The sequence below is a fragment of the Pseudomonas sp. Z8(2022) genome (assembly GCF_025837155.1).
GTDB lineage: Bacteria > Pseudomonadota > Gammaproteobacteria > Pseudomonadales > Pseudomonadaceae > Aquipseudomonas.
Window position 1 is genome coordinate 266,053 of the sequence record NZ_CP107549.1, and the last position, 24,179, is coordinate 290,231.

Here is a 24,179-nt window from a genome sequence, read left to right on the forward strand (position 1 = left end):
GATATTTGCCCAGAGGTTTGCATGACCGCTTCAGCTCATTGTCTGGAAGTTCTGATCGCCGAAGCGGACCCCTGGACATCCAACCTGTTGCAACAACTGGTGCTCGACGTGCGCGGCGATGCCCGCGTGCTGCAGGTCAGCGACGGGCAGGCGGCACTGGCGCGCTGCAAGCGCAGGCTGCCTGACCTGGTGATCGCCGACGGCGAGCTGCCCGGTCTCGATGGTCTGGAGCTGCTACGCCAGCTCCGTCGCCATCCGCGTACGCCGGCACTGCCGTTCGTGCTCATCAGTGGGCGGCTCGACGCCAGCAGCGTGCGTGCCGCGCGGCCGCTGGCGCCCAGCGCCTATCTGGCCAAACCCTTCAATGCCGAGAGTCTGCGTCAGCGCCTGCGCACGCTCATGCCGGCGCCAGAGAATGCGGTGGTGCTGTCTCAGCCGCTGCTGGTCAGTGATCTGCGCGACTTTCTCGATACGGTGCGTGAGGCCGGGCAGGGGGCGCCACTGCTCAGCGATGTGCGCACTGCCGTGAGTCAGGGATTGCAGGCCGGCGAAAAGGACCTGGGCGAACTGGCGGCGGTATTCGGCAGCGACCCGCAGATCACCGCGCTGCTGATCGCTGCTGCCAGTACCGCCGCACAGCACCAGGGCACGCCCTGTCAGACACTGGCGCAGGCGCTGCATCGCCTGGGTGTGGCACGCACCCTGAACCTGGTGTTGGGGCTGGCCCTGCAGCGTAATGCCCAGCTGCGCGACCCGCGCCTGGCCGAGCTGGCGACCCATGCCTGGCAGCAGGCCCGACGCAGTGCCGACCTGGCCCATTGGCTGGCAGTCGAACTGAAGCTCGATGCCGAGCTGTGCTACACCGCCGGTCTGCTGCACAACCTGGGCGAACTGGCCTTGCTGCGCAGTCTGCAGGACTGGCTGGATGCAGGCGGCGAGTTGAGCGGCGAGCAGATCGAGCAGGTGATGCGTGCCCGGGCGGCGAGCTTCGGTTCGGCCCTGCGTATCCGCTGGCGTCTGCCGTTCGGTCTGCGCGAGCTGATCGCCGCGTTCCATGGCCTGGGCAGCGGCGTGTTCTCGCGCGAGGCGCTGGTGCTCAACCTCAGCGGCCTGCTACTGGCGCTGCCGGCCGGTGCGCAGCCGGAGAGCCTGGCCGAGGCGCGTTGCGTGCGCCTGTTGCGTCTCGATCTGGCGCTGCTCAGGCGCCTGCCGGCGGAGCTGTATCAGCGATCCTGAGCACTGGGCTGGCGGTGGTCGTCGGCCAACTGGTGCAGGGGTTGCGGATGGCCGACGAAATAGCCCTGGGCGTAGTCGATGCCCAGGCGACGCAGGCAGTCCAGACCGGCCTGCGTCTCGACGAACTCGGCGACGGTGACCAGGCCGAGTTGTGTCGCGATCTGGCGCATCGAACCGACCATGGCCTGGTTGATCGGGTCGTCCTCGATGCCGCTGATGAAGCTGCCGTCGATCTTGAGGATATCCAGTGGCAGATGACGCAGGTAGGCGTAGGAAGCGAAGCCGCTGCCGAAATCGTCCAGTGCGACCTTCAGCCCCTTGCCGCGCAGTTCCTCGATCCACTGTGCGGAGACGCCGAGCTCGCCCAGGGCAACCATTTCCGTCACTTCGATGCACAGCTTGCCCGGCGGCAGGCCATGGCGCCGCAACTCGTCCTGCAGCAGTTGGTGAAAGCTGGAGTCGAGCAGCGAGCAGGCGCTGATGTTGACGTTGACCTGAGCCAGTTGCGCCAGGTGGCGTGGATTGGCCGCCAGCCAGGTGCACAGGTGCTGAATCACCCAGCGGTCGATGGCGCCGAGAAAGTCGTAGCGCGCCGCCGCGTCGAGAAACTGTGCCGGGCTGATCCATTCGCCACTCTGCGGGGCGCGGTAACGCAGCAGCACTTCGTAATGCAGGCCGGCGGCGGTACTCTGCAGCGCCTGCACCGGCTGGAAGAACAGCTCGAAATGGCCGCGTTCAGTGGCCTCGCGCAGGCGGGTGATCCACTGTAGCTGGCGCTGATGTTCGAGCAGGGCGCCGTCGGCCGGGTTGAACTGCTGCACGCGGTTGCGTCCCTGATGCTTGGCCAGCTGGCTGGCGCTGCTGGCCCAGTTCAGCGCGGTTTCCCAGTCGCGGACGCCGGAGCTCAGGGCAAGCATGCCGATACTGACGTGCAGGCGGAACGGTCGCCCCTGCCAGGTGAAGACGAACTGTTCGACGGCCTGTCGCAAATGCTCGGCCTGCTCCAGGGCTGCGGCGTCGTCGATCTCGCGCAGCAGCACGGCGAATTCGTCGCCACCGACACGTGCCAGCTCGGCATGGCGCGGCATCTGGTGCAGCAGCTGGTTGGCCAGCTGGCGTAGCAACTGGTCGCCAGCGGAGTGGCCGAACAGGTCGTTGACCTGCTTGAAACGATCCAGTCCCAGCAGCAGCAGATGGCTGAAGCGCCGTCTGGCGGTACCGCCGAGGGTTTCCGAGAGCAGCCGTTCCAGTTCGCGGCGGTTGAGCAGGCCGGTCAGGGCGTCGTGGGCTGCCAGCTCCTGCAGGCGTTCTTCCAGGGCGCGCCGCTCGCTGAGGTCGACCACGATGCCTTCGATGACATCCTGGTGCGGACGCAGATGCAGTGACAGATAGACCCAGCGCGAATGTTGCGCCAGGTCGTACAGCTCACACTCGCAGCTGACCGCGCCGGCCTGCTCGTCAAGCTGCTGCAGCAGCCAGCGCCACTGCGTTTCACCTACCAGGCGCTGCAGGGACAGATTGTCCAGGTCCTCCGGCAGGTTTTCGCCGCCGAGCAGGCGCGCCAGGCTAGGGTTGGCTTCCAGCAGCCGGCCGTCGCGGCGGCAGCGGAAGATGCCCTCACCGCTATGGCGAAACAGCGCCTGATACTGCTCCAGGTTGTCGATGGCCTGCGCCTGGCTGCTCAGCAGCACACGGCGCACGCGTTCCAGCTGCTTGTCGAGCAGGGCACCGAACAGGAGCATGCTCAGCGCCGGCAGGTAGGCGTACAGCGCGTAGTAGCCGTCGGGCAACGGGATCAGGCCGACGCGGCTCAGCGGCACCAGCAGCATCAGCACCAGCGCCGCGCTCCAGCACAGCAGGTAGCCGGGCGCATAGGGCCGGCGCTGAGTGATGCCGAGCACCATCAGCAGTATCTGATAGAGCCCGGTGGCCAGAATCAGCACATTCAGCGTCTGGTAGGTGTAGGGCTGATCGACCAGCAGGCCACCCACGCTGACTGCCAGGGTGGCGGTGAACAGGGCATCGCGCAGCCAGCGCAGGCGTCCCAGGCGCAGTCCGAGCGCGCTGGCGATGAACAGCGAGCTGAAGATCATCATGCCCGCAGTGGACAGGTTGACCAGCAACCTGGGCAGCAGCGGCCACTGTGGCCAGAGCAGCCCGGCCAGGCTGTACAGGCTGGCGTTGTACAGCGCCACGCACAGCGAGGTAAGGCTGAAGTAGGCCAGTTGCGCTTCGCGCAGCGTGCTGTACTTGATCAGGTAGAACAGCGCCAGGGCGAGCAGGGCGCCGACCAGCAGGCCGCTTTGCAGCCAGCTGTGGGCAATCAGCTGTTGGCCCTGCTGGGTGCCGACCAGCTGCAGCGGCAGGTTGATCGCCGAATCGCTCTGTACACGCAGCAGCAGGCTGTACGGGCCGGCGCTGACCTGTGGCAGGTTGAGCAGAAACTGCGGATAGGGTTCGCCGCGCTCGGCAAATGGCCGTTTGGAGCCGCTGTATACCGGGCCCAGTGGCTGCCCGCCAGCGAACAGCCAGACCTCCAGGTCCTTGAGGAAGACCTGGCCGATGATCAGTTGCAGGCGTTCGGTCGGCGGTGTTTGCAGTTGCACCGCCAGCCACCAGGCACTGCGCGTGTAGCCAATGCGGGCGGTGCCGCGGATCTGCCGGCCTTCCGTCCCGATGCGCTGCAGTACCTCGGCGGCCGTCAGCTGGCCGCTGGGATCTTCCAGCAGCAGGCTGTGTTCGATGCTTACCGGCGCGGCCAGGTCGGCCGTGTCCAGCTTCAGCAGCGGCAACGCGCTGCCCGCCCAGGCCGGCAGGGTGCAGGTCAGGCAGAGCAGCACGAACAGGGAGCGAAGCGTTCGAAGCATCCTGGGCGCCTCATGGCTACTACGAGGGCGCCTTGGTCCGGTGGACGCTATTGGTCTGGGAGCAGTCGGGCGCGCGGGTGAATTCTAGCCGACCAATGGCGCAATGATTGCGCGACGAGTCTCATCCCCCGGGTATCGCCTGATGCAGAGCGCTCCGATCATGCCGCGCGGGCTTGCTCCCCGGTCACCTTTTGCTGGCGAGTCCAGCGATTGGCACGGGTAAAGGTGCCGAAATCGTTGAAGCGCACGCCCATCTCGCGCATCACCCGATGGGCGAAAGGCACGGTCAGCTGGCGGATGTAGAAGGGCTCCTTGACCACGAAATGATGGATCGCATGGCTGCTGCCGAAGTTGAAGCAGAAGGCCTGCAGCGGCCACAGCCACCAGGGGTTGAGCACCTGGGTCTGCTGGATCACGTTGCCCGGCTCGATATCGCCGTAGTAGTGCATGTTGGAGCTGACGAAGTGCAGGCAGAAGGTGCGCAGCACGTTGGGGCCAACCAGCACCACCACGGCGACGTTCACCATGGCCATCACGCTGAGCGTAGTGGCCGACCAGGCGATCGGCGCGCCGAGGGTGGCGCTGGCCCAGTCCAGCAGGTGGAAGCCGAGGAACAGGTACCAGGTCGCCCAGTTGAGCAGCCCCAGCGGCGCATAGACCTTCAGCGTGCGGCTGAGGATCAGCCGGCGATGCGCGGGATTCTTCGCCCGCAGCCAGCGGATGAACGAGCTCATCATGTTGTCGCCGACCATCAGCAGGCGCGCGATGCCCCAGGGCTCGCCGTTGGTGATGGCGCGCTCCTCCATGTCGGCTTCGCTGCCGGAAACCTTGTGGTGGTTCAGGTGCAGCTGGCGGCGCACCCACGGATTGATGGTGCTCGGTCGCGCCAGCCAGACCAGCGCCAGCATCAGGTTGTGCGGCAGTGGCTGCTTGCGGAAGTACATCGAGTGGATCAGGTCGTGCTCCAGCTCGTGGGTTAGCGAGGCGAAGAAGGCATTGAGCAGCAGACAGGCCCACCAGGCCAGGTGGCCGTCGATGTACAGCGCTGCCGAGCCGAGCATGCCGAGCAGGGCGAAGGCCAGGATACCGGCACCGAGGGCGTCCTGATGCTGCAGGATCGGGTAGCGCTGGCGCAGGGCGTTGCCGTGGGCCATCACCTGTTCGCGGATACAAGCCGCGCGCTGCTGGTCAGTAAGGCTTGCGGGAGAAGGGGACATGCCGACATCCTCTTGTTATTGGGCTGTGACTTCACTGTGCCGTTACGGTCGTCAGAGCGCCCGACCGTGCACGCCAACCTGCCTACCGGATACGCCAATCTGCATGACCGCCGAACCCACTACCCTGGCCAGCTGGACCCGCGCACTGCGCAAGCAGCTCGATGCCATCGGGCTCGACAGCGCCGCCCTGTGCCGCGAGGCGGGGCTTGACCCGACGCTGCTCGACGATCCCAATGCACGCTGTCCGCTGTCGCTGACCACGCGTCTGTGGCAATTGGCGGTGGCCGCCAGCGGCGATCCGGCGCTGGGCCTGAAAACCTCGCAGTTCGTCAGCCCGACCACCTTTCACGCTCTGGGCTATGCGCTGATCGCCAGCAGCAGCCTGCGCGAGATGTTCGAGCGCATCGTGCGCTATCACCGTGTGGTCAGCGACGCACTGCAGCTGGAGCTGCGCCAGACAGACAGCGCCTACGAATTTCGCTTTCGTGTACCAGCGGGCAGCCCGGCACCGGCGCCCGAAGCGCTGGACGCCTTCGCTGCGATCTACGTGCGTAGCTGCCGCAACCGTCTGAACCGGGATTTCTCGCCGTTGCTGGTGCAGCTGCAGCGTCCGCATCCGGCCGACCCGGCGCCCTGGCAGGCGGTGTTTCGTGCGCCGTTGCAATTCGATGCCGAGGAGAGCCTGCTGCGTTTTCCCCGCGAGGCATTCGAGCAGCGTTTGGATGACGGCAACCCGGAGCTGGCCGAACACAACGAGACGGTACTTAGGCGCAACCTGGAGCAATTGCAGGCCGCCAGTTGCAGCGAGCGGGTGCGCCGCTGTCTCGAGGCGCAGCTGCCCGATGGCGAGCCCTCAGCCGAGCGTATTGCCCAGTCGCTGCATCTGAGCCTGCGCAGTCTGCAACGCCATCTGGCCGAGGAGGGCACCAGTTACGAGGTGCTGCTCGGTGAGACGCGCCATGCCCTGGCGCTGCGGCATATGCGCGACCCGCGCTGTTCGATCGGTGAAATCGCCTACCTGCTCGGCTTCAGCGACAGCAGCAGCTTCGGCCGGGCCTTCAAGCGCTGGACCGGGCAGACGCCGAGCCAGTACCGCGATGGAAGCAGCGACGCATGACCCAGTACGACCTGATCCTGGCCGGGGCCGGCCATGCCCATCTGGGTGTGTTGCGCCGCTGGGCGCTGGTGGAGCGACCGCCGGGGCGCATCGCCTTGCTCAGTCTCGGTCCCGAGGCCTGGTACGCCGGCATGTTGCCGGGGCTGATCAGCGGCCGGTTCAGCCCGGCCGATTGCCGCGTGGAGCTGCAGCCATTGTGCCGCGCGGCCAAGGTCGATCTGATCGAGGGCGAGATCGCTGCGCTCGATGCCGATGCGCGGATCCTGCAACTCGAAGATGGGCGCCGCCTGCACGGCGAGTGGTTGTCGCTCAATGTCGGTTCCGGCATGGCCATTCCGCCGCAGCAGGGTGACGCCATGCAGGTGCTGGCCGCCAGACCCATCGACAAGCTGCTCGAAGGCTGGCAGCAGTGGCAGGCCGAGCCGCGGCGCATGGCCATTCTCGGTGGCGGAGCCGGCGGCGTAGAGCTGGCCCTGGCCCTGGCCGACCAGTTACCGGCGCTGGCGCTGTTCTGTGGCGGCACCCTGCTCGACGGGCTGGCACCGGGACTGCGCCTGCGCGCGCTGGGTCATCTGCGTCAGCGCGGCGTGCAGGTGCGAGAACATTGTCCGATCGGCCGTATCGAGGACGACTGGCTGCTTAGCGGCGATGAACCCGTATGGCGCGGGCGGCGCCTGCTGCTGGCCAGTGGTGCGCGACCCTGGCCGTGGCTGACGGCCAGCCAGCTGGCCAGCGATGCAGGCGGATTCATCGCTATTCGTCCGACCCTGCAGAGCGAGTCCCATGCGCAGGTCTTCGCCGTTGGCGACAGTGCCAGCCTTGACGGCATGCGCCGTAGCGGCCGCTTCGCGGTGCGTCAGGCGCCGGTCCTCGGCGCCAACCTCCAGGCTGCACTGACGGGGCGGCCGCTACGCCAGTACCGGGCGCAATGGCAGAACGTTGCCCTGCTGGCCACCGGTGATGGTGGGGCTCTGCTCGGCTGGCACGACTGGAGTGGCGGCGGGCGCCTTTACGGGCACTGCAAGGACTGGTTGGACCAGCGTTTCGTAAAACGCCATCGCATGGTCGGGTAGCAGGCGCGGACAGCCGGGGCAGGGAATCGAAAATTGGGTGATTTTTCACCAAGACCACTCATGTCGCCCGGTTAGGCGTCGATACAGTCAATGGGCTTCTACCAAAGGTTGGATTGAGAATCCGTGCGATCAGCAACCGGGGAACTGACCGTCTAAATTCATGGCAGTGTGCTACCAAAGTTTCATGGTGCCGGCGCTTCCAAACTGCTCGAATCCCGGTCATGGTGCCCGGTCTGCATACGGCTGTTTCTCGTCGGGCCTTTCGTACGCGTAGCCTGCCGTACAGGTTGCGCGGGATATTCCAGGAGAGAATCCGTCGTGACCCCGTCCGCCTACAGCGCCTCGTCGCGCACCAGAACAAGAACTCTGAGGTCGGTCATGCAAGCTGCCTTTGTCCGTTCACCCGTTGCCTGTCTTCTTCATGCTCTCGGCCTGGCCGCGCTGATGCTGGTCTACCAGCAGGTGCAGCTGCCGGCCTATGTCAGCGTGCCGTCCTTTCTGTTGCTGGCGCTGTGGCCCTGGCTCGGGCCCTGGCAGCGCCGTGACGATGCTGCGCCTGTCGCACGGCAAGGTGCGGTTAGCGATTTCACCGAACTCAGCCGCGGCCTGTCGCGGCATACCTGTCACAACGCGCTGTCCGCTGCCAGGGTGGCTCATGCCGTCAAGCACCTGGCCGGGCGCCTGCAGTCGCAACTGGCTGCGGTGCAGCAGGTCAGCCAGGCGGCCGAGGCCATCACCCATACCGAGCAGGACAGCGCTGCGCGTGCCGAACACACGCTGGCTGCTGCGCGGCACGTGCGTGAAGCCAGCGCCAACGGCCAGGCCGAACTCAACCAGGCCATCGCGCGCATGCAGCAGCTCAGTGCGCAGACCCTGGCCAGCCGCGAGCTGATCGATGGCCTGGGCAGCCGCACCGAACAGATCGAGCAGGTCACTCAGGTGATCCAGTCCATCGCCAGCCAGACCAACCTGCTGGCGCTCAACGCCGCCATCGAGGCCGCCCGGGCCGGCGAGATGGGCCGCGGTTTCGCCGTGGTTGCCGACGAGGTGCGCAACCTCGCCGCGCGTACCGCCAGCGCCACCGAGGAAGTCAGCCAGATGATCGCCGACATCCGCCAGCAGAGCACGGCGGTGGTCGCTCACATCCAGCGTCAGAGCGTCGAGCTGGAGCAGGCTGCGCAGCAGATCGAGAGCGCTGGCAGCCATCTGCACGGCATTGCCGACCAGGCCGAGGAGGTCGAGCAGCAGGTGGCGCAGATCAGCGCCGGTACCGCCGACAATCACCAGCGTCTGGCCAGTCTGTCGGCAGCTGCGCTGCAGTTGCAGGACGACGTACAGGGCAGCGAGGGGCAGACGCGGCAACTGGCTGATGCGGCCGAACAACTGGTCGGTCAGGCCGAGACGGTCAGCGAGCAGCTCGCCGAGGTGGGGCTGGATGACTATCACCAGCGTGCCTATGACCTGGCCCGTGAAGGCGCAGCCGCCATCGCCGCGCAGTTCGAGCAGGATCTGCAGAGTGGCCGCATCAGCCTCGACGATCTGTTCGACCGCAATTACCAGCCGATCGCCGGCACCCAGCCACAGAAGTACCGCACGCGCTTCGACCAGTACGCCGATCAGGTGCTGCCGGCCTTGCAGGAACCGCTGCTCAAGCGCCACGAGGGTCTGGTCTTCGCCATTGCCACCACCCCGGAAGGCTACGTGCCGACTCACAACGCCGCGTTCAACCATCCGCCCAGCGGCGACCCGGCGGTGGATGCCGCCCGTAGTCGCGGCAAGCGCCTGTTCAACGACCGTACCGGCTTACGGTGTGGCAGCCACACGCAGGGGCTGTTGCTGCAGACCTACATGCGCGATACCGGCGAGCTGATGCACGATCTGTCGGTGCCGATCATGGTACGCGGGCGGCACTGGGGGGGTATGCGTCTGGGTTATCGCCCGGAGCCGTGAGGGCGATACAGGTTCTGCCCGCCGCGTCATGGGCGGGTGAGCGTGAGGGGTTCGATTGTTTAGTCAGCGCATAACCAAGCGTATGAAAAACCCGATTTAACGCACGTCAAACCCTGTGCGAGGCTGCCAAACCATGATCTCCCCGGCCAGCCACGTCCATGTTCCGCTCTACCGCGTCCCGACGCGGAAGCGACCGTTGGAGCGGCTCAACCCGCTGTTGACGATCATCCTCGCCTTCTGGGCGCTGTGGCATTGCCGCCACGCGCGCCCGCCGGACGCCGTCCCCACCCGCTGAATACCGATGGCTGCGCCATGCCCGCAGCTGCTGCTACCACTTTGTCTGCCTGTGCAACCTGTTCAAGAATCGAACGGGCCGTGCGGACACCGAGCGCCCGACTGGCGCAAGCGAGTGCAATATGACGACTTTCGCTGCTGTGCAGGAAGCCCAGGATTTCCTGGCCGGCAACCCCGATATCGAATTGATCGAGCTGTTCATCCTCGACGCCAACGGCGTGCCGCGCGGCAAGCTGCTGCACCGCGAGGAGCTGCTGGCGCTGTACCAGAGCGGCCGGCCGCTGCCGAGCACCATGCTCGGCCTTTCCATCCAGGGCGAGGACGTCGAAGACTCCGGCCTGGTCTGGGAGGTGGGCGATATCGACTGTCGCGCCTACCCGCTGCCCGGCAGCCTGGTGCGTCTGCCATGGCGGCAGATCCCCACGGCGGCCGTGCAGGTGTCGATGCACCCCAGCGAAGGCCTGCCGGCCACGCCGGCCGACCCGCGCCAGTTGCTGGTGCGGGTGATCGAGCAGCTCGAAGCCGACGGCTATCACCCGGTGATGGCTTGCGAGCTGGAGTTCTACCTGCTCGATCAGACGCGCGACGCCAACGGCCGCCCGCAACCGGCGCTGGACGCTGACGGCGGTCGCCCGCGGCAGACCCAGGTCTACGGCCTGCGCGAACTGGAGCAGATCGAACCCTTCCTGCGCGACCTCTATGCCGCCTGCAAGGCCCAGGGCATCCCGGCCCGCACGGCGATTTCCGAGTACGCCCCCGGCCAGGTGGAAATCACCCTGGAACACGGTCCGGCACTCGCGGCCATGGATCAGGCGGTGCGCTACAAGCGTCTGGTCAAGGGTGTCGCTCACGCCCACGGCATGCAGGCCTGCTTCATGGCCAAGCCGTTCGCCGAGATCGCCGGCACCGGCATGCACATGCACGTGAGTCTGGCCGACGCACAAGGCGAAAACCTGTTCGCCAGCGAGGACCCGGCCGGCACGCCGCTGCTGCGCCAGGCGGTCGGCGGCATGCTCGCCAGCCTGCTCGATTCGCTGCTGCTGTTCTGCCCCAACGCCAACTCCTACCGGCGCTTCCAGGCCAACAGCTACGCACCGCTGGCGCCCACCTGGGGCGTGGACAACCGCACCGTCAGCCTGCGCGTACCCGGTGGTCCGGCCAACACCCGACACGTCGAGCACCGCATCTGTGGCGCCGATGCCAACCCCTATCTTGCCGCCGCGGCCATTCTGGCCGGGATTCACCGGGGCATTCGCGAGCACCTCGATCCCGGCGCGCCGGTCGAGGGCAACGGCTATGCCCAGGCCACGGAGCACCTGCCTACCCAGTGGTCGGCGGCGATCCACGCGCTGGAGCATTCCGAGTGGGCGCGGGAGGCTTTCGGCGAGCAATTCCTCAAGGTCTTTCTCGCGGTCAAGCGTGCCGAATATCGCCAGTTCATGGGCGAGGTCGGCGAGCAGGACTGGCGCTGGTACCTGAGCAACGCCTGACTTAACAGCATCGCGGCTGAAGCCGCTCCTACAACGCGGAAATCGTAGGAGCGGCTTCAGCCGCGAATCCGGATTCATCGGTGCGAGCGCACCCCAAGGACATGCAATGAACGCGATCAAGCAACCTGTCAAACCCGCCGCCGAGCGCGCGCCTTCCTATTACGCGGCGTCGCTCAATTTCGAGACCGACTACCCGACGCTGCAGGGCAGCGTGACCGTCGACGTGGCCATCATCGGTGGCGGCTTCACCGGCATCGCCACGGCAGTGGAACTGGCCGAGCGTGGCCTCAAGGTAGCCGTGGTGGAGACCAACAAGATCGGCTGGGGCGCCAGTGGGCGCAACGGCGGGCAGGTCACCGGCAGCCTGTCCGGTGACGAGGCCATGCGCAAGCAGATGCGCAAAACCCTGGGTGACGAGGTGGACGACTTCATCTGGCATCTGCGCTGGCGCGGCCACGAGATCATCAAGAGCCGTGTGGCCAGGTACGGCATCGACTGCGACCTCAAGCACGGCCACCTGCATGCGGCGATGAAGCCCAGCCATATGGATGAGCTCAAGGCCGCCTACGACGAGGCGCTGCGTCGTGGCATGGGTGACGAGGTAACGCTGCTCGACGGCGCCGGGGTGCGTGCGCAACTGGGCAGCGACCTGTACTGCGGGGCGATCAAGAACACCCGCAACATGCACCTGCACCCGCTCAATCTGTGCATTGGCGAGGCCAAGGCGGCCGAAAGCCTGGGTGCGCTGATCTTCGAGCATTCCGAAGTGCTGGACATCGTTCACGGCCCGCGTCCGGCGGTGGTCACCAAGGGCGGCCGCATCGAGGCCAAACAGGTGCTGCTGGCCGGCGACGTCTACCACAAGCTGGAGCGGCGCAAGCTCAAGGGCCTGATCTTCCCAGCCATGGGCGGCATCGTCACCACCGCGCCGCTGGGCGAGCTGGCCCGCGAGATCAACCCGCAGGACCTGGCCGTTTACGACTGCCGCTTCGTGCTCGACTACTACCGCCTCACCGCCGACGGCCGCCTGCTGTTCGGCGGTGGCTGCAACTACTCCGGGCGTGACTCGCGCGATATCGCCGGCGAGCTGCGTCCATGCATCGAGAGCACCTTCCCGCAGCTCAAGGGCGTACAGATCGACTTCCAGTGGAGCTGCGCCATGGGCATCGTGATGAACCGCATCCCGCAGCTGGGCAAGCTCTCGTCCAACGTCTGGTACTGCCAGGGCTACTCCGGCCACGGCATCGCCACCACCCACATCATGGGCGAGATCATGGCCAAGGCCATCACCGGCGATCTGGAGCAGTACGACACCTTCGCCGCCTGCAAGCACATCAAGGTGCCGCTGGGCGACCAGCTCGGCAACCCGATGCTGGCGGCGGGCATGTGGTACTACCAGATGCTGGAAAAGCTGCGCTGAGTTCTCGTCGCTGCCACTCGATGCGGCGTTTGCCCAGCCGGCAGCGCCTCAGGAGGCCAACTGGCGCAGGCGCTCAAAGTCGAGAATCTCGATCTCGCCATAGGTCAGCTGGACCACGCCCAGCGCCTGCAACTCCTTGAGGATCTGATTGGTGGTCTGGCGCGACAGCGAGAGCATCAGCGCCAGCTGCTCCTGAGCCAGGTGCAGCACCCGGCGCGGCTCGCTCTCGCCATAGTTCTCGGCAATCAGCAGCAGGCGCCGGGCCAGGCGTGGTGCGGCCGGCAGCAGGCTCATGTCCTCCAGGGCGACGAAGGCCAGGCGCAGCTTGTGGCTCATCAGCAGGGCGAAGTCGCGCCAGTATTGTGGCTCGCGTTCGAGCAGTGCGAGCAACTCGTGCTGGGGTAGCAGCAGCAGGGTGCTGGGGCTTTCGGCGAAGGCGTCATGGGTGCGCGGCAGGCCGTCGAACAGGGAAATCTCGCCGAACCAGTAGGGTGGCTCGACCAGCGTCAGCAGCGCCTCCTTGCCGCTCTCGCTGACCGCACCGACGCGCACCGCCCCTTCCACCACCGCATACAGCCCGCTGGGTTTGTCGCCACGGCGAAACAGCCGCTGGCCGGCCTCCAGGCGCTGAATCTGGGCCATCTGCAGCAGGCTCTGGGTCAGCGACCGGGGCAGTGCGGCGAACCAGTGGCCCTGGTTCAGCAGGCTGAGGTACTGACGGGGATCGGACATTGCGGCTCCTGTGAGGTTGCGCGGCGGTGTGGCCATCCCTGCCATTGTCGGCTAGCCGACAGTGCGACGAAGCGTGGTGAGGTGATCATGCCCGGGCCCGTTTCACACATGAGGACCATAACAATGAAAACCCTCGTCGATCATCTGGCGCAGTATGCCGCCTACCATCGCGACCGGCGCAACATCGCCAGCCATTTCATCGGTATCCCGATGATCGTGCTGGCCGTCGCCGTGTTGCTGTCGCGCCCAGGCTTCGAACTCGCCGGTCTCTGGCTGGCACCTGCCACTCTCACCGCTCTGGCCGCCGCAGTGTTCTATCTGCGCCTGGATACCCGTTTCGGCCTGGTCATGACGCTGCTTCTGGGGTTGTGCCTGTGGTTCGGCGCCGCTCTGGCGACCGCGTCCACCGCACTGTGGCTGACGGCGGGCATCGGCCTGTTCGTGGTCGGCTGGATCATCCAGTTCGTCGGTCATTACTACGAAGGGCGCAAGCCGGCGTTCGTCGACGACATCATGGGCCTGGCCATCGGTCCGCTGTTCGTAGTGGCCGAACTGGCTTTCCTGCTCGGCCTGCGCAAGGAGATCGAGCACGCCGTGGTGGACATCGCCGGGCCGACCTGCATTCGCGAGAAGAAGGCGCTGGCCTGAGCGCTCGACGCACCACGCCTTTCCTGATCGTCGCGGCTGCAGCTCCTGCCTTTGCGGGAAGGGCTACAGCCGCGCGCCCTTCTAGTACATCGCCATCCACTGCGCCGTCAGCGAGCGGGTGTGACGGTCCACGGTAATAGGCGCGAATGGGCGGCCGGAAACGCTCTGCAGGGTGTTGCTCTGGCTGTTCATGTCAGCCAGCGCGGCACGCAAATAGCTCCAGCGCGTCTGCAACTTGGCCACCTGTGGGTCGGCTTGCTCCTCCAGCGCCTGCAGCTCGCTGTCGATGGCCGGCAGCAGCAGGCGTTCGTCCTGTCCGAGGTAGGTGCCGGGCTGCTCCCGGGCAATCTCGAAGGTGCCCAGGTAGGAACGGCTGAGGTACTGCACGCTGAGGTATTCGATCTTCGCCGCCAGCTCGCTCTGGCTCTCGGCGCCGGGCAGGGCGCGGGCCGCGCTGAGAAAATCGCGCAGGGCACGGCTGAGGTCCTCGGGGAAACGCCAGGGAACGTTTTCGTCACCGGGGCCATAGGAAACACCGTTGCGCAGTTGGGTAACGAGTGCCTGATGGGCGCTGGTGAGTTCGGCGCTACCTTGCGGCAGGCTCTGCATGGCGCTGGCCAGAGCGGCGAGGTCGGTGTCCAGACGCTGCTGATGAGTCCTCTGGAAACCTTCGCCACGTAACAGCATCAGGCTGCTGGTAGCGCGGCTGGCATGTATCTGAATCTGTTCCTGGGGGCTTACGGCTTCGGCGAAGGCCATGGGCGAGAGCCCGACGAAGAGTCCGAGCGACCAGAGAAATGCATGACGCAACAGTGCTTTACAGCGCATCCGGGGTGCTCCTTGTTATTGTTTTGAGCAGGTATGCATTGGCGGCGTCAACGACGCAGCGTCAAGGTTACTGCGCCAAGCGTAGCGGGACATGACCCGAAAGAGTGATTTCGTCGGAAATCGCTACTGTTCGGTGGCAATCGTCAGATTGCGCAGGTACTCGGCGCTGAAGCTGTCGGCGGGGAAAAAGGTTTCCAGTGCCAGTTCGGCCAGGGTCACGTCGTTCGGGGTGCCGAACACCGTGGTGGTGCTGATCAGGCTCAGCACCCCGGCGTCGGTACGCAGTTGCACCGGCATCAGCACGGCTTCGGCGGGAGCCTCGCCATCATCCTCCGACGCGGGGTAGGTCAGCAGCTCGTCATGCAGGGCATAGAGCTGCTGGTCGCCGCTGATCTCGGCGTCGCGGCGCAGGCGCAGCAACAGGTGCGCGCGCCATTGCGCCAGGTTGACGATGCGCGGAGCCAGCCCCTGCGGATGCAGGGACAGGCGCAGCACGTTGAGCGGCGGGCCGAGGAGAAAGTCCGCCACGCCTGCGAGAAAGGGCGCGACCGAGGCATTCGCCGCGAGCAGGTTCCACTGCCGGTCGATGGCCAGCGCCGGATAGGGCTCATGAGCCTTGAGCAGCTGCTCGATGGCCTGGCGCGCCGGCTCCAGTACCGGGTCGGCGAGATCGTGCTGGCTGTACAGCGGGGCGAATCCCGCCGCGCTGAGCAGGCGATTGCGTTCGCGCAGGGGAATCTCCAGCTGCTCGGCCAGGTGCAGCAGCATTTCGCGGCTGGGCTGGGCGCGTCCGGTTTCGACGAAGCTCAGGTGGCGGGTGGATATCTGAGCCTCGCAGGCGAGGTCGAGCTGGCTCAGGCGGCGTCGCTGACGCCATTGGCGCAACAGGGCACCGACGGTCTGGGAGTTCGTATTCATGGCCTGCACGATAGTCCAGCCAGGTCATGTCAGCCATTACCTGGCAGGTAATCGACGCACTGCGCGTTTCGGCGAAATCTGTAGGCCAGGCACCACCCCGGTGCCCCTTACGGAGGATTCGCCATGAACGCACTGCAACCCAACCCGATGCTGCGCAAAGCCCTCTTGCTCGATGGTCTGCTCAGTGGTGTCACCGGCCTGCTGCTGGTTCTGGCGGCTGGCTGGCTGGGCGCCTTCCTCGAACTGCCGCGCCTGTTGCTGCTGCTCGCCGGCAGCGCTTTGCTGCCCTTCGCCGCGATGCTGGTGTGGTTGTCCAGCCGCGCCGAGATCAGCCGCCCGGTGATCTGGGCGGTGATCGCGGTCAACCTCATCTGGGTGATCGACAGCCTGCTGCTGCTGGTGGTCGGCTGGGTGTCGCCGAACCTGTTCGGCTACGCCTTCGTCATCGCACAGGCGCTGGCAGTCGGATTGCTGGCCGAACTGCAATGGTTCGGGCTCAGGCACTCGCAGGCGGCCGTGATCTGATGGCCCCGGTTCAGAGGCCGCGCAACGCCAGTTCGGCACCGAGCAGCAACAGGCCGATGAAGAACCAGCGCTTGAAGCGCTCCGCGCTGATGCGTTTGCGCAGCCACTGGCCGGCAGCCATGCCCAGCAGAGCGGGCAGCAGGGCGAGGGCCGACAACCCCAGCACCGCCGGTTGCAGCAGCTCGCCGCTGTGACCCAGCGCTGCCGCCAGGGCCAGGGTCGAGGCGCTGAATGACAGGCCCAGGGCCTGGACCAGATCGTCCTTTTCCAGACCGATAGCCTGCAGGTAAGGCACGGCGGGAATCACGAACACGCCGGTGACCGCGGTGATGGCGCCGGTGGTCGCTCCGATCAGCGGGCTCAGCCAGCGCTCCCTGATCCGCTCCACGCGAAAATGCACCTTGGCCAGGCCGAGCAGTGCGTAGACCACCAGTGCGGCGCCAAGCCAGCGGGTGGCGCCGGGCAGGTCGAGGCTCTGCAGCAGGCCGGCGACCAGCAGCGTACCGAACGCTATCCCCAGTAGCATCGGCCACAGGCGCCGCAGCATCGGCAGTGGGTTGCGTCCGTCGCACAGTTGCCAGATGTTGGTCACCATCGACGGAATGATCAGCAGCGCGGCGGCCTGCAGCGGCGCCATGACCAGACCGAGCAGGCCGACGGCGATGGTCGGCAGGCCGAGGCCGACCACACCCTTGACCGTGCCGGCGAGCAGGAAGGTGGCCAGTATCAGGGGCAGGTGCTCGGTCATCGCGCCGCTCCCCGTTCATGAATGGCACGGCTGTCGGCGGGGGCCTCGTCGCGCTCGAGCATGCCGTAATCGCGCAGCACCTGGGCCACGCGCAGGCGATAGTGGCTGAAGACCTCCTCGCGCCCGGCGGTCTGCGCACGGCGGTGTTCATCGCGCTGGCGCCAGGCCTGGACCGCGGCTTCATCCTCCCAGAACGACAGCGAAAGGATCTTCCCCGGCTGGGTGAGGCTCTGGAAACGCTCGATGGAAATGAATCCCGGCTGCTCGGCGAGCAACGGGCGCAGCTCCGCGGCGAGGTCGAGATAATGCTGTTGCTGGCCTGGCATGGCCTGAACTTCGAAGATCACGGCGAGCATCGGGCTCTCCTGGCTGGCATTGGTTGAGGTTGCCTGCCAGTATCCACATTTGCTGCACGCCATGTTTCGTCGTGAGGTGAATTATGGAATACGCACCGGGTTTCAGTTCGATCGCCGCTCTGCTCGCCGATGCCGGACGCGCTGCCATGGTCTGGGCGCTGATGGACGGCAGCGCGCGTCCCGCCGGCGAGCTGGCCTTGCTGGCAGGGCTGTCGCCATCGTCCACCAGCGCACATCTGGCCAAGCTGGTAGAGGGCGGTCTGCTGGCGCAGCAGCGTCACGGGCGCAATCGCTATTACCGCCTGGCCGGGCCGGAGGTGGGGCAGCTGGTCGAGGCGCTGGCCAATGCAGCACTCGCCGCGCAGCCACGGCAACCTCGTGCCATACCGATCTCACGTGGTACGCCGCAGGCGATGCGCGAGGCGCGCACCTGCTACGACCATCTGGCCGGCGAGCTGGCGGTTGGCATGTTCGAGCGCATGCGTGCAGCCGACTGGCTGAGCGAGGAGGGCGGTGCGCTGAGATTGACCGCAAACGGCGAGCAGGGTCTGCAGGCATTGGGCATCGATCTGCAGCAGGTCAATCGTCAGCGTCGCCAGCGGCTGTGTGCCTGCCCGGACTGGAGCGAGCGCAAGCCGCATCTGGGCGGCGCGCTGGGGGCGGCATTGCTGAAGCTGTGCGAAGGCGAGGGCTGGCTGCGGCGCAGCGGGGGCTCGCGTGCGCTGCAGGTTTCCCCGCAGGGACGCAGGGCGATCATGGCGATCGCCCTGGAGTAGTGGGGCTGCTGTCAGGCCTGGGGGCTGACCGGCTTGCCGCCCTTGGGCTTGAAGTACAGGGTGGTGCCACGGCCCAGGTTGTCCAGGCTGACGTGATCCTTGGCCACCTCGGCCTCGATCAGTTCGTCCTGACCCTCGACCTTGAGGGTGATGCGGGTGATCGCACCGAGCAGGCGGATGTCGCGCACTTCGCCGGCCTGGTAGTCCGGGCTCGGTTCGCTGGCCAGCTCGACTTCGTGCGGACGGAACAGCAGGTGATGATCGCTGCCGACGTAGAGGCGGTTGGCGTCACCGAGGAAGTGGTAGACGAAGTCGCTGGCCGGATGCTCGTAGACCTCGGCCGGAGTGCCGATCTGCTCGATCACGCCCTTGTTCATCACCACGATGCGGTCGGCCACTTCCATGGCTTCTTCCTGGTCGTGGGTAACGAATACGCTGGTCAGGTGCACCTCTTCATGCAAGCGCGCCAGCCAGCGGCGCAGCTCCTTGCGCACCTTGGCGTCGAGGGCGCCGAAAGGTTCGTCGAGCAGCAGCACCTTGGGTTCCACCGCCAGGGCACGGGCCAGGGCGATACGCTGGCGCTGGCCGCCGGACAGCTGTTCCGGGTAGCGATCGCCGAGCCAGTCGAGCTGCACCAGATTGAGCAGTTCGTGGACCTTCTGCTTGATCACCTCTTCGCTCGGGCGCTCGCGCTTGGGTTTCATGCGCAGGCCGAAGGCGACGTTGTCGAACACGGTCATATGGCGGAACAGCGCGTAGTGCTGGAACACGAAGCCGACGTTGCGATCACGCACGTCGTGCTCGGAAACGTCCTCGCCGTGGAAGCCGATGGTGCCGCTGTCCGGGGTTTCCAGGCCGGCGATGATGCGCAGCAGGGTGGTCTTGCCGCAGCCGGACGGGCCGAGCAGGGCGACCAGTTCGCCGCTCTGAATGCTCAGATTGATTTCGTTCAGCGCCTTGAACTGGCCGAACTGCTTGTTGACGCCTTTTACTTCGATACTCATGGCAAATGCCCCTGATTGTTCCGTGGGCCGGGCCGCCTTGGCGGCTCTGCGGCGGTCAGTCGTCTCGGTTGGCTTGCAGTTGGCGGCTCAGACGCGCCTCGCTCCATTGGCGAAGCAGCAATACCACCAGGGCCATGACGAGCAGCAGGATCGCGACGCTGAAGGCAGCGACGATGTTGTACTCGTTGTAGAGAATCTCGATATGCAGCGGCAGGGTGTTGGTGTACCCGCGGATATGCCCGGAAACCACCGAAACTGCGCCGAATTCGCCCATCGCACGGGCAGTGCACAGCACCACGCCGTAGATCAGCGCCCATTTTACGTTAGGCAGCGTGACATGCCAGAACATCTGCCAACCGTTGGCACCGAGCAGGCGCGCGGCCTCTTCCTCGGTGGTGCCCTGCTCCTCCATCAGCGGAATCAGTTCGCGGGCGACGAAGGGGAAGGTGACGAAGATGGTGGCCAGCACGATGCCGGGCACGGCGTAGACGATCTGCAGGTTGTGCGAGTCGAGATACGGCGCGAGATAGCTCTGCGAGCCGAACAGCAGCACGTAGATCAGGCCGGCGACCACCGGCGATACCGAGAACGGCATGTCGATCAGGGTGATCAGGATGCTCTTGCCGCGGAACTCGAACTTGGTCACTGCCCAGGCTGCGGCGACGCCGAACACCAGATTCAGCGGTACCGAGATGGCGGTGGCCAGCAGGGTGAGTTTCAACGCGGAGATGGCGTCCGGTTCGCGGATCGCGTCCCAGAAGAATTCCAGGCCGCGGCTCAGGCCCTGAGTCACCACCATATACAGCGGCAGTACGAGAATCGCGGCGAACACCGCCCAGGCGATGACGATCAGGACAATGGCGCCGACGGAGCGGCTGGCCGGGCGCGCAGCCGCGCTCTGGCCAAGGGTTGCAAGGCTCATGACGGGCTCCTCAGAGTTGCGGCTGGGTACGGCGCTGCAGGATGTTGATCAGCAGCAGCAGGATGAACGACACCACCAGCATGATCACGCCAATGGCGGTCGCACCCGGGTAGTCGTACTGGTCCAGCTTGGAGACGATCAGCAGCGGCAGGATCTCGGTCTTCAGCGGGATGTTGCCGGCGATGAACACCACCGAGCCGTACTCGCCGACGCCGCGGGCGAAGGCCAGGGCGAAACCGGTCAGCCAGGCGGGCAGCAGGCTGGGCAGCAGCACGTGACGGAATACCTGCAATGGATTGGCGCCCAGGCAGGCGGCGGCTTCCTCGACTTCCTTGGGGATGTCGGCCAGCACCGGCTGCAGCGTGCGCACCACGAACGGCAGGGTGACGAATACCAGCGCCAGGGTTATGCCCAGCGGGGTATAGGCGATCTTGAAGGGAAACAGCGAACCGATCAGACCATTGGGCGCGTACAGCGCGGTCAGGGCGATGCCGGCCACTGCGGTGGGCAGGGCGAACGGCATGTCGACCATGGCGTCGATGATCTTGCGGCCGGGGAAGGTGTAGCGCACCAGCACCCAGGCGATGATGGTGCCGAGGATGCCGTTGAGCAGCGCCGCGGCCAGCGCGGTGCCGAACGACAGCTTCAGCGAGAATTGCAGCTGGCGGTTGTTCAGCAATGCCCACCACTGTTCGCCGGTCAGTTGCAGCGAGAAGAGGAACATTGCGCCCAGCGGAATCAGCACGATCAACGCCAGGTAGGTGATGGTGTAGCCCAGGGTCAGCCCGAAGCCGGGTATGACCGGGGAGGTTCGACGAGACATGGGGTGTCCTTTTGTACAGGTCCAGAGTCACGAAGCCCTCCAACCCGGAGGTTGGAGGGCCTTGAGCGGTCGAGCCGAGTTACTGGTTGATCTTGGTGAAGATCTGGTCGAACACGCCGCCGTCGTCGAAGTACTTGGGCTGCGCGTCTTTCCAGCCGCCGAAGTCCTTGTCGATGGTGACCAGCTTGAGGTCCTTGAACTGCTCCTTGAACTCGGCCGCCACCTTCTGGTTGCGCGGGCGGTAGAAGTTCTTCGCGGCGATGCGCTGGCCTTCTTCGCTGTACAGGTGCTCGAGGTAGGCCTCGGCCAGGGCGCGGGTACCCTTGCGGTCGACGTTGGCATCGACCACGGCGACCGGCGGCTCGGCGAGGATCGACAGCGACGGGGTGACGATTTCCAGCTGGTCGCCGCCTTCTTCGGCCAGCGACAGGTAGGCCTCGTTTTCCCAGGCCAGCAGCACGTCACCCAGACCACGCTGGACGAAGCTGATGGTCGAGCCGCGGGCGCCGGTATCCAGCACCGGAGCATGGCGGTACAGCTCGGTCACGAATTCCAGGGCCTTGTCTTCGCTGCCGAATTTCTCGCGGGCAAAGGCCCAGGCAGCGAGGAAGTTCCAGCGTGCGCCGCCGGAGGTTTTCGGGTTCGGGGTGATGACCTCGACGCCATCTTTGACCAGGTCGTCCCAGTCCTTGATGTTCTTCGGGTTGCCCTTGCGCACCAGGAACACGATGGTCGAGGTGTACGGGGTGCTGTTGTCCGGCAGGCGGGCCTGCCAGTTCGGGTCGATCAGCTGCTGGTTGAGGTTGATCGCGTCGATATCGCCGGACAGCGCCAGGGTCACTACGTCGGCACGCAGACCATCGATCACCGCACGGGCCTGTTTGCCCGAGCCACCGTGGGACTGCTGAATGGTCACGGCCGGGTTGCCCTTGGCCTGCCAGAACTTGTTGAAGGCGGCGTTGTATTCGACATACAGCTCGCGGGTCGGGTCGTAGGACACGTTGAGCAGCGGCTGGGCGAAGGCCGGGCCGGCGATCAGGGTGCTGGCCAGTGCGGCCAGGGCGAAACGACGAATGGACATGGTGCAGCTCCTAACTGGTGGAATTCTTGTGTTGGCGTAGTCGGTGTCAGGCGAGGCGAACTGTTTCGAGCCCTCTGGTGGTCCAGTCGGGCTGCATCATGTGTCAGTTGTTCTTGGTGCTCGGCTGTTGCAGGCGGATCTTTTCCTTGCGTTCGATCTGCACTACCTGGCCGTTGTGAACGGTGATTTCCACCGAACCGAATTTCAGGCCATGCAGGGCAGTCTGGATCTCGCGCAGGATGCTGGCTTCATCCTGGCCTTCGAGGTTTCTCAGCGTCGCGGTCATTTCCAGGCTCCTTATGAATTAGGTCGCCACGGCGGCGGTATGGAGTTCCGACGCTGGCGTGGAGCGGATAGTAGAGAGGCTGAAATATTCTTAAAAATACTGTTTTTGAACATTTATATTCTTTTAAGAAATATGGGCGATCATAGACGCCTCATGCCCTTATGTAATAAGCAAAGAAATTCTTATTCTTTTTGTATTGGCTTAACGCTGCCTAGACTGACGCCATTCGATTCAGAGAGGTGCCGTCATGGGCAGCGAAGCAATCCGTTATCTGATCCTGCCGGGCTGGCAGGGCTCGCCCGACGAGCATTGGCAAAGCCACTGGCAGCGCAGCCTGCCCAACAGTTCGCGGGTGGAGCAGGCCGACTGGCTCAATCCGCAGCGCGCGGACTGGGTGGCTGAAGTCAACCGGGCCGTGGCCGCCGATCCGCGCCCGGCAATCCTCATTGCCCACAGCCTGGGATGCGTGACGGTGGCCCATTGGGCCGCGCAGGCGCCGGTCGAGCTTCTGCGTCGGGTACGCGGCGCCTTGCTGGTGGCACCGGCCGATGTCGAGCGTCCGGGTTGCCCCGAGCCGCTGCAGAATTTCGCGCCGATGCCGCGTGATCTGCTGCCGTTTCCCAGCCAACTGGTAGGTTCGGACAACGATGCGGCGGCCAGCGCCCTGCGCGCACTGGAGCTGGCGCGTGCCTGGGGTAGCGAGGCGGCAATCCTGACCGGTGCCGGGCATATCAACGTGAAATCCGGCCATCGCTACTGGGAGCAGGGCTTCGGCTATCTGTATCGCCTGCAGGGCCGTATCGATCAGCAGGCGCGCCTGCGCGCCTGAACAGCCCGTCACGGGCAAACCCTTTCGGAGCGGGATCGGGCCAGGCAGCCGCCCGCTCTTTTTTATGACCTGCCATCCATGGCGGCCGCCCTTCGGTCCGTTGCGGAGCAATGCTGATGATTGCTCCAGGCAATTTTCATTCGCGTACAGGCTGCGCCGGTCAGGTGTGGCTTAGGAGCTGCACATCATGAGTTTTTCACCGGGTTTCCCTCCGCCATTGACCTTCGCCGACTCGGACAAGAGCCCGCTGAGCATCCGCGCCAAGGCGCTGGTATTCGTCGACGAGCGCTCACGTCAGCTGCGCGAGCAGGCCGAGGCCCTGGCGGGCAACGGTCAGCCGCTGCTGATTCTCGGCGAGACTGGCACCGGCAAGGAGCTGCTGGCGCGCTACATCCATCGTCAGAGCGAGCGCGCCGGTCTGTTCGTGGCGGTGAGCTGCGCGGCGATCAGCCCGCAATGGGGGGAGGCCGAGCTGTTCGGCCATGTCGGTGGCGCCCATGTCGGGGCTGCCAGCAGCCGCGCCGGCTGGTTCGGTTCGGCCAATGGCGGCACGCTCTATCTGGACGAGATCGCCGACCTCTCGCGGCCCTTGCAGAGCAAGCTGCTGGCCGCGCTGGAAACCCGCGAGGTGTATCGCGTCGGCGCCAGCCAGGCGCTGCCGGTGGACGTGCGCCTGGTGGCAGCGAGCAGCATCGAGCTGTCCCGCGCCGTGGCTGCCGGTACCTTCGACGAGCGCCTGTATGCCTACCTGTGCGATGGCCAGCTGCAGTTCCCGGCCTTGCGCCAGCGGGTGGGCGATATCCTGCCGCTGGCCGAATACTTCCTCGGTATCCATGCCTCGCGTCTGGGCCTGGCCGTCCCGCAGATCAGCCCGGCGGCGCAGGCCGTGCTGGAAGCGCACCGCTGGCCCGGCAATACCCGCGAACTGGAAAACGTCATCCACTTCGCCCTGCTGCTGGCCGGCAATGGTGAGATCGGGTCGGAACATCTGGAGCTGCCAGGCGTCGCGTAGCCAAGGGCCCGGACTTCATCGGGGCGG

23 protein-coding genes are annotated in these 24,179 nt (G+C 65.7%); 11 read left to right on the forward strand and 12 right to left on the reverse strand.

What is annotated here, in order from left to right; all coding sequences use genetic code 11:
• Positions 1–21: 21 nt before the first annotated feature.
• A complete protein-coding gene (locus tag OEG79_RS01195; protein ID WP_264147069.1) occupies positions 22–1,236 on the forward strand; it encodes a response regulator in 1,215 nt (404 codons plus the stop codon).
• Here the strand turns inward: OEG79_RS01195 and OEG79_RS01200 are convergent.
• Complete coding sequence (locus OEG79_RS01200) at positions 1,224–4,103, reverse strand: EAL domain-containing protein (protein WP_264147070.1); 2,880 nt, start codon at positions 4,101–4,103, stop codon at positions 1,224–1,226. The two genes, OEG79_RS01195 and OEG79_RS01200, sit on opposite strands and share 13 nt — an antisense overlap.
• A gap of 158 nt (positions 4,104–4,261) precedes the next feature.
• A complete protein-coding gene (locus OEG79_RS01205) occupies positions 4,262–5,320 on the reverse strand; it encodes a fatty acid desaturase (RefSeq protein WP_264147071.1) in 1,059 nt (352 codons plus the stop codon).
• 103 nt (positions 5,321–5,423) lie between these two features.
• On the opposite strand from OEG79_RS01205, the gene OEG79_RS01210 reads away from it, so the two are divergent.
• The 5 genes from OEG79_RS01210 (at position 5,424) to OEG79_RS01230 (ending at position 12,664) form a co-directional block, all read left to right on the forward strand.
• Positions 5,424–6,437 carry an AraC family transcriptional regulator gene (locus tag OEG79_RS01210; protein ID WP_264147072.1) on the forward strand — a complete coding sequence of 338 codons (1,014 nt, stop codon included), beginning with the start codon at positions 5,424–5,426 and terminating at the stop codon, positions 6,435–6,437.
• Positions 6,434–7,510, forward strand: a complete 1,077-nt coding sequence (locus OEG79_RS01215; protein WP_264147073.1) for an FAD-dependent oxidoreductase — start codon at positions 6,434–6,436, stop codon at positions 7,508–7,510. The genes OEG79_RS01210 and OEG79_RS01215 overlap by 4 nt, the downstream gene beginning before the upstream one ends.
• 444 nt (positions 7,511–7,954) lie before the next feature.
• Positions 7,955–9,460, forward strand: a complete 1,506-nt coding sequence (locus tag OEG79_RS01220) for a methyl-accepting chemotaxis protein (protein ID WP_413247533.1) — start codon at positions 7,955–7,957, stop codon at positions 9,458–9,460.
• Positions 9,461–9,876: 416 nt separating this feature from the next.
• The gene (locus tag OEG79_RS01225; RefSeq protein WP_264147075.1) at positions 9,877–11,244 is read left to right on the forward strand and encodes a glutamine synthetase family protein; all 1,368 of its coding nucleotides are present in this window, start codon (positions 9,877–9,879) and stop codon (positions 11,242–11,244) included.
• 106 nt (positions 11,245–11,350) lie between these two features.
• The gene (locus OEG79_RS01230) at positions 11,351–12,664 is read left to right on the forward strand and encodes an NAD(P)/FAD-dependent oxidoreductase (RefSeq protein WP_264147076.1); all 1,314 of its coding nucleotides are present in this window, start codon (positions 11,351–11,353) and stop codon (positions 12,662–12,664) included.
• A gap of 48 nt (positions 12,665–12,712) precedes the next feature.
• On the opposite strand, the gene OEG79_RS01235 is transcribed toward OEG79_RS01230, so the two are convergent.
• A complete protein-coding gene (locus tag OEG79_RS01235; protein WP_264147077.1) occupies positions 12,713–13,396 on the reverse strand; it encodes a Crp/Fnr family transcriptional regulator in 684 nt (227 codons plus the stop codon).
• Positions 13,397–13,519: 123 nt separating this feature from the next.
• Here OEG79_RS01235 and OEG79_RS01240 point away from each other — a divergent pair, with 123 nt between their 5' ends.
• Complete coding sequence (locus tag OEG79_RS01240) at positions 13,520–14,044, forward strand: DUF962 domain-containing protein (protein WP_264147078.1); 525 nt, start codon at positions 13,520–13,522, stop codon at positions 14,042–14,044.
• A gap of 81 nt (positions 14,045–14,125) precedes the next feature.
• Here the strand turns inward: OEG79_RS01240 and OEG79_RS01245 are convergent, their stop codons facing one another.
• On the reverse strand, positions 14,126–14,872 hold the full coding sequence (locus tag OEG79_RS01245; protein ID WP_264147079.1) for a hypothetical protein: 747 nt from the start codon (positions 14,870–14,872) through the stop codon (positions 14,126–14,128).
• Positions 14,873–14,995: 123 nt separating this feature from the next.
• Positions 14,996–15,790 carry a helix-turn-helix domain-containing protein gene (locus tag OEG79_RS01250; RefSeq protein WP_264147080.1) on the reverse strand — a complete coding sequence of 265 codons (795 nt, stop codon included), beginning with the start codon at positions 15,788–15,790 and terminating at the stop codon, positions 14,996–14,998.
• Positions 15,791–15,913: 123 nt separating this feature from the next.
• Here OEG79_RS01250 and OEG79_RS01255 point away from each other — a divergent pair, with 123 nt between their 5' ends.
• Positions 15,914–16,315: a hypothetical protein gene (locus OEG79_RS01255; protein WP_264147081.1), complete on the forward strand. Its 402-nt coding sequence runs from the start codon at positions 15,914–15,916 to the stop codon at positions 16,313–16,315.
• Positions 16,316–16,325: 10 nt separating this feature from the next.
• Here the strand turns inward: OEG79_RS01255 and OEG79_RS01260 are convergent, their stop codons facing one another.
• Both OEG79_RS01260 and OEG79_RS01265 read right to left on the reverse strand, forming a co-directional pair.
• Positions 16,326–17,063 carry a sulfite exporter TauE/SafE family protein gene (locus tag OEG79_RS01260; protein ID WP_264147082.1) on the reverse strand — a complete coding sequence of 246 codons (738 nt, stop codon included), beginning with the start codon at positions 17,061–17,063 and terminating at the stop codon, positions 16,326–16,328.
• The gene (locus tag OEG79_RS01265) at positions 17,060–17,419 is read right to left on the reverse strand and encodes an antibiotic biosynthesis monooxygenase family protein (RefSeq protein ID WP_264147083.1); all 360 of its coding nucleotides are present in this window, start codon (positions 17,417–17,419) and stop codon (positions 17,060–17,062) included. Before OEG79_RS01265 ends, OEG79_RS01260 begins: the two co-directional genes overlap by 4 nt.
• An 83-nt stretch (positions 17,420–17,502) precedes the next feature.
• Here OEG79_RS01265 and OEG79_RS01270 point away from each other — a divergent pair, with 83 nt between their 5' ends.
• Positions 17,503–18,195, forward strand: coding sequence for an ArsR/SmtB family transcription factor (locus OEG79_RS01270; RefSeq protein WP_264147084.1), 693 nt, complete (start codon positions 17,503–17,505; stop codon positions 18,193–18,195).
• Between the two features lie 11 nt (positions 18,196–18,206).
• On the opposite strand, the gene OEG79_RS01275 is transcribed toward OEG79_RS01270, so the two are convergent.
• From OEG79_RS01275 to oscA, 5 genes are all read right to left on the reverse strand, one after another.
• A complete protein-coding gene (locus tag OEG79_RS01275; RefSeq protein WP_264147085.1) occupies positions 18,207–19,199 on the reverse strand; it encodes a sulfate/molybdate ABC transporter ATP-binding protein in 993 nt (330 codons plus the stop codon).
• A 55-nt stretch (positions 19,200–19,254) separates the two neighbouring features.
• Positions 19,255–20,121: a sulfate ABC transporter permease subunit CysW gene (gene cysW, locus OEG79_RS01280; RefSeq protein ID WP_264147086.1), complete on the reverse strand. Its 867-nt coding sequence runs from the start codon at positions 20,119–20,121 to the stop codon at positions 19,255–19,257.
• Between the two features lie 10 nt (positions 20,122–20,131).
• On the reverse strand, positions 20,132–20,944 hold the full coding sequence (cysT, locus tag OEG79_RS01285; RefSeq protein WP_264147087.1) for a sulfate ABC transporter permease subunit CysT: 813 nt from the start codon (positions 20,942–20,944) through the stop codon (positions 20,132–20,134).
• A gap of 79 nt (positions 20,945–21,023) precedes the next feature.
• Positions 21,024–22,025, reverse strand: coding sequence for a sulfate ABC transporter substrate-binding protein (locus tag OEG79_RS01290; RefSeq protein ID WP_264147088.1), 1,002 nt, complete (start codon positions 22,023–22,025; stop codon positions 21,024–21,026).
• 103 nt (positions 22,026–22,128) lie between these two features.
• Positions 22,129–22,311 (reverse strand): sulfur starvation response protein OscA, encoded by a 183-nt coding sequence (oscA, locus tag OEG79_RS01295; RefSeq protein ID WP_116620299.1) that lies wholly within the window; start codon positions 22,309–22,311, stop codon positions 22,129–22,131.
• A gap of 247 nt (positions 22,312–22,558) precedes the next feature.
• Here oscA and OEG79_RS01300 point away from each other — a divergent pair, with 247 nt between their 5' ends.
• Positions 22,559–23,140: an RBBP9/YdeN family alpha/beta hydrolase gene (locus tag OEG79_RS01300; RefSeq protein WP_264147089.1), complete on the forward strand. Its 582-nt coding sequence runs from the start codon at positions 22,559–22,561 to the stop codon at positions 23,138–23,140.
• A 187-nt stretch (positions 23,141–23,327) separates the two neighbouring features.
• Entirely contained in the window at positions 23,328–24,152 is an 825-nt protein-coding gene (locus OEG79_RS01305; protein ID WP_264147090.1) for a sigma 54-interacting transcriptional regulator, read from the forward strand.
• Positions 24,153–24,179: the final 27 nt, after the last annotated feature.